At 43.5% G+C, this 6,915-nt stretch carries 4 protein-coding genes; all 4 read left to right on the forward strand.

Annotated features, from left to right (window positions below; all coding sequences use genetic code 11):
- Positions 1–27 precede the first annotated feature (27 nt).
- Positions 28–285 carry a DUF4099 domain-containing protein gene (locus G7Y56_RS15380; protein ID WP_165044872.1) on the forward strand — a complete coding sequence of 86 codons (258 nt, stop codon included), beginning with the start codon at positions 28–30 and terminating at the stop codon, positions 283–285.
- A gap of 70 nt (positions 286–355) precedes the next feature.
- Positions 356–2,464: a type IA DNA topoisomerase gene (locus G7Y56_RS15385; RefSeq protein ID WP_165044874.1), complete on the forward strand. Its 2,109-nt coding sequence runs from the start codon at positions 356–358 to the stop codon at positions 2,462–2,464.
- Positions 2,442–2,876 carry a DUF1896 family protein gene (locus tag G7Y56_RS15390; RefSeq protein ID WP_165044876.1) on the forward strand — a complete coding sequence of 145 codons (435 nt, stop codon included), beginning with the start codon at positions 2,442–2,444 and terminating at the stop codon, positions 2,874–2,876. Before G7Y56_RS15385 ends, G7Y56_RS15390 begins: the two co-directional genes overlap by 23 nt.
- Positions 2,863–6,819, forward strand: a complete 3,957-nt coding sequence (locus G7Y56_RS15395) for an N-6 DNA methylase (RefSeq protein ID WP_165044878.1) — start codon at positions 2,863–2,865, stop codon at positions 6,817–6,819. The genes G7Y56_RS15390 and G7Y56_RS15395 overlap by 14 nt, the downstream gene beginning before the upstream one ends.
- The last annotated feature ends 96 nt before the right edge of the window (positions 6,820–6,915 follow it).

A 6,915-nucleotide genomic window follows, 5' to 3' on the forward strand; every position in this document is an offset into this window, starting at 1 on the left:
TAATCACAATTCTAAATCAACTAATTTATGAATAAGAAAAAGTTTAAATCCGAAGATATAGACTGGGCTGAAATGAATGCTATAGGCATCAGTTCTGAGTTTCTGACTGCGAACGGAGCAATGGATAATTTCCTTGCAGGGGAAATGACGCAGCCGCTGAATATGGATATCATACTCTTGGGCAATGAACTGAATATCGATGCGACCCTCCAGCTCATCGAAAAGGGGAATAGTCCTATCGTAAGTATTGTATGTATCAACAAAGACGAATTCGAAATAGAATAAAAGAGTATTAACCAACTGTAGCACAAGGGGAGGTTTGAAAACACTCCCCTTGCTATAAAAACAATAAACCATGATAGTCATATTAGCAGAAAAACCATCGGTAGGAAAAGATATCGCCCGTGTCTTAGGGGTTACACATAGCAAAAAAGGACATATGGAAGGCGGCGGTTATATCGTTACCTGGGCTTACGGGCATCTTGTGTCACTGGCAATGCCGGAAGATTACAGGGCGGAAAAATATTCACGTGAAGACCTGCCTATCCTGCCTGAACCCTTCAGGCTGATCCCCCGTAAAATCAAAAGTAAAACCGGATACCAAACGGATGAAACAGCGTTAGAACAACTAAAATTAATCGGAAAACTGTTTGACAAGTGCGAGCATATCGTTGTAGCCACTGATGCCGGACGGGAGGGCGAACTCATATTCAGGTTTATTTACCACTACCTTAAATGCAGCAAGCCTTTCTCACGACTGTGGATCAGTTCTTTGACAGATACAGCTATCCGTGAAGGATTAAACAATTTGAAAGACGGTAAAGAGTATAACAGTCTTTTTCTGGCGGCAGAAGCCCGAAGCAAAGCAGACTGGATGGTCGGCATCAACGCCAGCCGTGCCCTTAGTTTTAGTACCGGGGATAATAATAACTCTTTAGGACGTGTCCAGACACCTACACTGGCTATGATCTGTAAGCGATACTCGGAACATTCGAACTTTAAGCCGCAACCTTTCTGGGAACTTCTCATACATATCGTATCAGAAAAACAATTCTATGTGACAGGTACAACCCAGTATTTTGACTTGCATGACGCTGAAGATATGTACCAACTTTTGAAATTACATGATCATGCAAAAGTTGTGAAAGTGGAGAAAAAAAATGTGTCTGAACAGGCTCCTTTGCTGCACGATCTGGCCAGCCTTCAAAAAGCGGCAAACACCAAATACGGATACAGTGCCGACAAGACCCTCTCTGTTGCACAACGCTTATACGAGCAAAAATACATTACCTATCCGCGTACCGGCAGCCGCTATATTCCGGATGATGTCTTTGAAACCATTCCCGCCTTGCTGGAAGCATTGAGGACTTATTCTGTATATAGTAAACAAGCGGAGAGCCTGTCGAATAACGAGTTAAATAACAAAAGTGTCAACGGCGAAAAAGTGACGGATCACCATGCCCTGCTTATAACAGGGATTATCCCCGATAACCTGAACGAAACGGACAAACATATTTATGACCTGATTGCCGGCAGGACTATCGAGGCCTTTAGCAAGCCTTGCCTTAAGGACACAACGGTTATTGATTTGGATTGCGGAGGAATTGAATTCCGTACAAAAGGCTCGGTTATCGTAGAGAAAGGATGGCGGTCTGTATGTGATGAACCGGAAGAACAGAACGAAAAAGAAGAGAATCAAATTCTGCCCGATATTGGGGAAGGAGATACAGTATCGGTTCAGAACCACAACATGATACAGAAAAAGACAAAACCCAAACCCCTGTATACCGATGCGAGCCTGCTCACGGCGATGGAAACCGCAGGAAAGGAGTTGGAAGACCAGCAGGCGCGTGAGGTATTAAAAGGATTGGGAATAGGTACACCTGCTACCCGTGCCGCTACAATCGAAGTGTTGCTTTCAAGAGGCTACATTACCCGGGAGAAGAAAAACCTGATACCAACCAATAAAGGCATGGAAATCCATAAAGCGGTCAAAAGTATGCGTATAGCCGATGTGGAAATGACAGGTAGTTGGGAGCTGGCTATTAACAGGATCGAAGCCCATCCCGATTACTATGATACATTTCTTGAAGGTATGAAAATCCATACCAAACAAATGACCGATGAAATTATCAGTGTCAATCTAAACAAAGAGAATTACCTGGAGTCTCCATATATCTGCCCGAAGTGTAAATTAGGAAAGATGGTTTTTTACCCTAAGATCGTCAGGTGCAACAACTCGGTTTGTAAACACATCCTGTACCGGAAGAAAAATGAAGTGGTGCTTAGCGACGAGCAACTTTCCCAGTTATTCAAAAAGGGTCGTACAGGTCGTATTAGCGGGTTTAAAAACAGGCACGGGCAGCTATTCGAGGCTTCACTGACATTTGATGAAGCACATAACCTGATGTTTGATTTCTCGGACCCTAAAACCAAAGGAAATGGCAAGAGGAAAAAAACGTGAGTTATCCTATTTCCGTGCCGCCCTGCTTCGCTTTCTAAGGGAGTATCATCCGCTTATCGCCATGAACTCACAGCTTGTCGAAATGCGGGCACAGACAGCGGAGGATATATTCTATAAGCTTGTACATGAAGGAAAAGATCAGCATACAGCACATTCGATAGCTCTTGAAGAGCTGTATGCCGGGCTGGAATTTTCGCTGTATTACCTGATTAACGACATTATTTGTCTGGACAGAACAATCCCTGCGAACAAACGCAGGGCATTGTCCGCCAGGCTGCTGCCGATATGTGACCCGATATTGGAAAAGTACGCCGATACGGATTTCTATGAAGATGAGTTTGCTTTGCGCATGCTGGAAGCAGAGGTTAAAGAAACAATCATACAATACCTGAAAACGTATGGCATTCAATAAGAAAACACACCTGTTGAACAATATCACTGCGATTGAAACCGCATTTGAGATTGAAAGAAGCGGAAAACCCGCTACCCCGGCACAAAGAGAGCTACTAAAAAGATTCTCCGGATTCGGAGGGCTTAAATGTATATTAAAACCATGTGAATCTGAGCAGGACAGGCAAAAGTGGAATGATTCCGAAAAAGACCTGTTTGCACTGACAAACTATCTTTACCATGTTATCCGGCAGGTAAGTACCACTCAGCAAGAATATAAACAGTATACAGACAGTATGCGTTCATCCATCCTGTCTGCTTTTTATACTCCGCCTGAAATCGTAAAAGCCATTGCGGATTCATTGAGCCATACAGGTATTAAAATCAATACCTTCCTTGATCCGAGTGCAGGTACAGGGAAGTTTACCGAAGCATTTGCAGACAAAGGAGTCGGTACATCCGTATCTTTCGAACTAGACCTGCTGACAGCCAAGGTACTCAAAGCCCTGCACCCGGATAAGAAAATAATCAATGACGGCTTTGAGAAACTGCCTGCCGACTATGAAAATTACTTTGACATCATATCTTCCAATATACCCTTTGGCGATTATGCCACCTTCGATCCGGCGTTTGGCAAAGAAAATAAAGCCAGGCACAATGCCTCGAGGTCCATCCATAATTATTTTTTTGTAAAAGCCATAGACGCTGCCCGTGAGGGAGGAATCATCGCCTTTATTACTTCGCAGGGAGTGATGGACTCACCGGGGAATGAAGATGTGCGCAGACTGATGATGGAAAACTGCAACCTGGTATCAGCCATACGCCTGCCTAATAACCTGTTTACAGACAGTTCGGGTATACGCGTGGGCAGTGATCTGATCGTCCTTCAGAAAAATACATCCAAGCAGGAGTTAAATGCAAGGGAGCAGGCATTCATCGCTACACGCAGCTTCTCAAACGGGATCAAAGTCAATAATTACTTTATGGATTTCAGCCATATTGTGCACACTGAGCCGAAGGTCGGCAAGAATCCGTATAATGGTCAGCCTGCTATGGAGTTTTACCACGATGGTAGTATGGCGGCAATAGCCGCTGACCTTTCAGGCAAGCTGACAAAAGACTGTAACCTGTTTCTAAATCAGGACTTGTATAATAAGAACCAGAAAAATAATATTGATGAGGAACTGACAAGCCAAAATAGTAATCGGGTCGAAGAAGAACCACTTATCAGCCTCTATGACCTGTTTGGCATACCCGAAGAAGAACGCACACAGATAGATGAGAAACAACGCAGGCGGGTGGTACAGTCAGTTAATGATGAATCCAAACCTCTGACCTATGAGGAGCTGGACGATCCGATGTCTACCGTCATTATGACAAAAGATGCCCGTCCCTACTCAGGTGATGTGGAGTCATTTTATAAAAAAAATACGCTTATAACCGATAAGGGACAGATCGGGTATATCAGTTATAAGGACAATCCAGATGAGGATCGTAAAACCGTAACGTTCAACCCTATCGATGTGCCGGCATCACAGATTGCCCGTATCAGGGATTATATACCATTGCGGGACGCATATCTACAGCTTTACGCTTTTGAGTCGTCCTACGAAAAAGAAAGCGAGGGACTTAGAAAAGACCTGAATGATGGCTACCAGGCCTTCGTTAAAAAGCACGGAGACCTGAATGCAAAAGAGAATATGCGTTTTATTTTACTCGATACGCATGGCAGGGAAGTATTAGCCCTGGAATCTTTTCAGAACGGACAAAAACAGTTAGCCGATATCTTTAGCCGTCCCGTGGGCTTTATGACCGATAAAAATCTACTGACTGAAAAACCGGACGAAGCCCTTGCTTCTTCGCTTAATAAATTCGGGGCAATCGATCTCGGTTATATGGCCTCTGTCAGTGTTATGAGTGAAAAAGAACTCATTGATAATCTGGAAGGCAAGATATTCTATAACCCGCTGATAAGCAATTATGAATTTTCGACTTCTTTTGTTTCGGGCGATGTCCGGGAAAAAGCAGATGATATAGAAGAATACATCAAGGCAAATCCCGGCGATCAGCAGATGGAGCATTGTCTTAAATCACTGAAAGTCCTGCGGGATGCCATCCCCGAACAGATACCCTTTGCCGAACTGGATTTTAACTTCGGCGAAAGGTGGATACCCGCCGGATATTTTGGCCAGTATGCAGGAGAACTCTTAGGAACGAAGATAGGTATCGATTATGTAGCCGATCTGGATAACTTTTTTGTTGAAGCTGATGATGAACACACCATTGAAATCAAGGAAAGGTATTCATTGGTTACAACAGACAAGATGAAATACGACGGGCTTGACCTGCTCGGTTATGCCCTTATCAATACCTGTCCGAGTATTACCAGAAAAGCAAAAATAGACGGGCAGGAAGTCAAGGTTCCCGATACGGAAGCTATCCAGCTTGCCAATTCTAAAATAGATGAAATCCGAAACGGCTTTATGGACTGGCTTACCCGCCAATCACCTGAAGTAAAAAATGATTTACAGGATTTATACAACAAAAAGTTTAATTCACGGGTAAAACCCCTGTATGACGGTAAGTTTCAGACCTTCCCGGACTTACAACTAAGGCCATTGGGTATTCCCGGGTTATACGACTCCCAGTATGATGCCACCTGGATGCTCAAATCCAATGACGGGGGCATCGTCGACCACGAGGTAGGCACAGGCAAAACCTTGACAATCTGCATCACAGACTATGAAATGAAACGCCTGAAGATGGCAAATAAACCCATGGTCATCGGTCTTAAATCCAATGTCCATGAAATTGCCGATACCTTCTCGAAAGCCTATCCGAACGCAAAAATACTGTTTCCTACCGAAAAAGATTTTGAACCGGAGAACCGCAAACGGCTCTTTAATAACATCAAGAACAACAACTGGGATGCTATAATCCTTACCCACGACCAGTTTATTAAAATACCGCAATCTTACGAAATCCAACGAAGCATATTGCAACAGGAACTGGACTCCGTGACTGAAAACCTGAAGGTATATGAACGCCAGAGCGGGCACGCTGCAACAGGCGCACAGATAAAAGGACTCGAAAAACGCAAAAAAAATCTGACTGCCAAACTCCAAGAAGTTCAATACAGGATCGACAGGCGTAAGGACGATCATGTTGTGGATTTCAAACAAATGGGTATCGACCACCTGTTTGTCGATGAATCGCATATTTTTAAGAATCTTCAGTTTACCACCCGCTATGACCGTGTGGCAGGCCTGGGTACACCCGAAGGCAGTCAGAGAGCTTTGAACCTGCTCTTTGCTATACGCACCATACAGGAGAAGAAAGGTAAAGACCTGTGTGCCACTTTCCTTAGTGGAACGACCATCAGTAATTCTCTGGTTGAATTATACCTTATCTTTAAATACTTACGTCCACGGGCTCTTGAAAAAATGGGTATCCGCACCTTCGATGCCTGGGCAGCTATTTTTGCCAAGAAAACCACAGACTTTGAATTTACCGTTACCAATGAAATCAAACAGAAAGAACGCTTCCGGTATTTTAAAAACGTGCCGGAGCTCGGAAATTTCTACAATGAGATAACCGATTTCAGGACTGCCGACGAATTGAAAGTAGACAGGCCGGAGAATATCATTACCTTAAAAACGATACCTCCTACACCCGAAATGCAGGAGTTCTTGCCCAAACTGGTTGATTTTTCCAATTCAAAAGATGGCGGGTGCATCGGCAGGCCGCCGTTGAGCGACGAAGAAAAAAAAGCCATCGGGCTGATTGTTACCGACTATGCCCGTAAGATGTCACTGGATATGCGGATGATCGATCCCGAAAAATACCATGACCACCCTAACAACAAAGCCTCCCAATGTGCGGCAATGGTAGCCGAATTCTACAAAAAATACGATACACACAAAGGAACGCAATTTATCTTTTATGTAAAGCCTATCATTATGTAAAGTAAAACAAGTTGGGTAATTTAACATATTGATAACAATTTCTTTATATAAATACTTTACATAATGACTTCGCATAATTATATTGTTCTGATAATT

Source organism: Dysgonomonas sp. ZJ709 (genome assembly GCF_011039195.1).
In the GTDB taxonomy this organism is placed as follows: Bacteria; Bacteroidota; Bacteroidia; order Bacteroidales; family Dysgonomonadaceae; genus Dysgonomonas.

Excerpts from the sequence above, each read along its gene's own strand:
- G7Y56_RS15395 (WP_165044878.1), top strand. The coding sequence starts at position 2,863 with ATGGCATTCAATAAGAAAACACACCTGTTGAACAATATCACTGCGATT.
- G7Y56_RS15390 (WP_165044876.1), top strand. The coding sequence starts at position 2,442 with ATGGCAAGAGGAAAAAAACGTGAGTTATCCTATTTCCGTGCCGCCCTG.
- G7Y56_RS15385 (WP_165044874.1), top strand. The coding sequence starts at position 356 with ATGATAGTCATATTAGCAGAAAAACCATCGGTAGGAAAAGATATCGCC.
- G7Y56_RS15380 (WP_165044872.1), top strand. The coding sequence starts at position 28 with ATGAATAAGAAAAAGTTTAAATCCGAAGATATAGACTGGGCTGAAATG.